A 2,873-nucleotide genomic window follows, 5' to 3' on the forward strand; every position below is an offset into this window, starting at 1 on the left:
GGTGTCCACAATGGCCCGCAGCCGTACCTCTCTCTCCCGCAGCGCCGCGTCAGCCCGGCGCATGGATAGCCGCAGGGCCTCAAACTCCGCCACATCAACCGGTATGCTGTCCGGGGCTGGAGCCTCCCCGCTGCTGGCGGCCACCGCCTCGGCTTGCCGCGCCAATGTGCGCACGGGCCGCAGGATACGTCGCCCCAGCCACGCCGCCGCGGCGAGGGCGATGAGGAACGTGGCCGCGCCCCCGATTCCGAGGGCCAGGAGGGGGCCTCGCCAGCTTGCCTCATAGGCCGCCAGCGACTCGCCGACGACCACCGTCCAGCCGGGCGGATTGGCGAGTTGGCGGAAGGCGACGATTACGTCCTCACCCATCAGAGTGCGGCCCTGGAGCACACCTGTCTCGCGCCCGATCATTCCTTCGGTGACCCACGTCGGTGCTGGGCGCCCGATGAACTCGCCCACCTCCAGCGAGCGCGCCACGATCACGCCGCGGCTGTCCATGACGGTGGCAAAGCCGCCGCCGGACAAGCCTTGTGAGGCGAGCAGCCCCGTCAGGCGGGCGGGGAGGAGTGGCGCGGTCAGCACCGCATTGGCGTGGACGCCGCGCAGGATCGGGACCGCCACGACGATGATGGGCTCCCGCAGGACCGCCCCGATGAGCAGATTGCTGATTGTTGGTTGCTGAGTTGCCAGTGCGCTGCGGACCGCCTCGGCGGCGTTGGTCATCGGCAGCGGGGAGCCGAACGGCCGCTCGGTGTGCAGCCGTTGGCGGAGGTCGGCCCCGGTGACCACAATGGGGGTGCTGATCGCCTCCGCGGCGCCCCGGGCATGCGGGTAGAACCCCGCTAGATCGTCTCCATCGAGATGCGGCGAGGCAGCGAGGGCATTCAGGGCCGCGACGTGCGCCTGGACTTCGCGGCCGACTGCGAGCGCGAGGGCCTGGGCGGTGTCGGACAGGCGTTCCTCGAAGGCAGCACGATAGTTCCCGGCCATGTGCCACGCGGTGGCGGCGCCGAGCGCCAGTGAGGGGAGCAAGACAGCGAGAACCAGGGCCACGAGGTAGGTCCGCAGGCTGCGCCCCGCCGCTGGCACCACCTCACCGCAGCCTTGCCACGGCGGGGCCGCATTATCCGCCCGAGCCGCCCTCGCGGCCTGCTCCGGCCGGAGGTCCGGGTCGCGGCCGACCGCTTGCGCTGCGGCTTTGGCCGAGCCGGGCCGTTTATCCACACAGCCGCCACTGTTCATCAGGCTCGCCGACCTACACGAAAGAAGAACGAAAACGCGGCCATTTCATGCGTCTCATGGTAGAATTGCAAGGAAACCGTTCAGCCAAAAACTTAGTTACACACAAGCGATCTTTGCCATTTTCTACTTGTAATAGAACTATATTTCCCCTCCAAGCGCACCAATGTGTTGCTCGCTTGATTCTATGGATTCTGTTACAGTCGTCGGTGACGTGCCACGCCCGGCTGTCCCGTCCGCTTTCGTTACGGGATGTCCGGTGTGTCAGGATGGAAGCCACTTGATCTTCGACCTCATCCGTTAGCTGTTCAGTCCCTCCAGCCTGACGCCACACGGCTTCTGCCTGACTTGGGGGCCTTGGCTGATCTGGACCCATGCGGTCGCCGACGTGGCGATCAGCCTCGCCTATTTCTCCATTCCCTTGACGCTAGCTACCTTTGCGCGCCGCCGCCGCGACCTCGTGTTTCGGCCGATGTTCTGGCTGTTCGCCGCTTCTATTCTGCTCTGTGACGCTGGGCACTGGCTTGACATGCTCACCCTCTGGGTCCCGGCCTACGGCGCCGAGGTGGTGGTCGAAGCCGGGGTGGAGGTCGGCGCCCGCTGCCGCATCGGACCCGAAGCCGCGATCGGCGAGGGCGTGGTGCTCGGCCCGGACTGCCGGATTGGCGCGCATGCAGCCTGAGCCACGCCATGCTGGGCGCTCGGGTCTACGTCTACCCAGGTGCGTGCATTGGGCAGGAGTGGTTCGGCTTTGCTTCTACTGGCTCCGGCTTTCTCTCGGTCCCACACCTCGGGCGCGTGGTCCTCGGGGACGATGTGGAGGTCGGCGCCAACACCACCATCGACCGGGGCTCGACCGGCGACACTGTGATCGGTGCCGGGTCGTGCCCCGATAACCTTGTGCAGATCGGGCACAATGTCCAACTCGGCCGGTGCTGCGTCGTCGTGGCGCAGGTCGGCATCGCGGGCTCGGCGGTGCTCGGCGACTTCGTGCAAATTGGCGGACAGGCGGGTGTGGCTGGACACCTGAGGAATGGCCAAGGAGCGCGGATCGGAGCGCAAGCAGGCGTGATGTCGGACGTGCCCGCAGGCGCTACTGTGGTCGGCAGCCCCGCCCAGCCGCGGCGCGAGGTCTTCCGGCAGATCGCGGCCCTGAAGCGAATGGCGCGCCCGCAAAGGTGACAAGGCTTCGCCGCAAGGACCCATTCCGTGCGGCCCGATTGAGCCGTCTGGCCAACCGTCATTCCACCTCTGAGATAGCCACCGGAGGCTGCTCAGACGCAGCGTGATCCGGGTGCGGGAACGGCTCCAGGGCTGAGTTGAGGGCTAGACCTCGGAAGGGTTTGGCGTCGCTTCCTCAGGCTGGTCGGCTTGCGTCAAACGCTGCCGAGCGGCGGCTGGCACCGCACCATGCTACATTCTAGCGTACTACCATCGGTACGGAAGTATGGGTGAACAGTCGCGGTGTCGCCGCCTCAGGCGAGCTTCAGGTTGGCTGCCGCTTCTTTCCCGCGCTCCCGAACAACCTCGTAGCTGACCTTTTGGCCATCATTGAGGCCCTGCAATCCCGCGGCCTGCACGGCGGTGATATGCACGAACACGTCCTTGCCGCCGTCGTCAGGCTGAATGAAGCC

The 2,873-nt window shown here is 66.7% G+C and carries 2 protein-coding genes and 2 pseudogenes; 2 read left to right on the plus strand and 2 right to left on the minus strand.

Features of this window, described 5'->3' with window-relative positions; all coding sequences use genetic code 11:
• Nucleotides 1-1,242, minus strand: a 1,242-nt coding sequence (locus tag EP26_RS30330; protein ID WP_157033971.1) for a cache domain-containing protein, incomplete at its 3' end; no start/stop codon positions are given.
• A gap of 385 nt (nucleotides 1,243-1,627) precedes the next feature.
• On the opposite strand from EP26_RS30330, the pseudogene EP26_RS39070 reads away from it, so the two are divergent.
• A pseudogene (locus tag EP26_RS39070) lies at nucleotides 1,628-1,759 on the plus strand (hypothetical protein); the annotation flags it as partial.
• A 36-nt stretch (nucleotides 1,760-1,795) separates the two neighbouring features.
• A pseudogene (locus EP26_RS30335) lies at nucleotides 1,796-2,421 on the plus strand (UDP-3-O-(3-hydroxymyristoyl)glucosamine N-acyltransferase); the annotation flags it as partial.
• A 293-nt stretch (nucleotides 2,422-2,714) separates the two neighbouring features.
• Here the strand turns inward: EP26_RS30335 and EP26_RS30340 are convergent.
• Nucleotides 2,715-2,873, minus strand: a 159-nt coding sequence (locus EP26_RS30340) for a cold-shock protein (protein ID WP_043345118.1), incomplete at its 5' end; no start/stop codon positions are given.

This window comes from Belnapia moabensis DSM 16746, from assembly GCF_000745835.1.
GTDB classification, from domain to species: Bacteria; Pseudomonadota; Alphaproteobacteria; order Acetobacterales; family Acetobacteraceae; genus Belnapia; species Belnapia moabensis.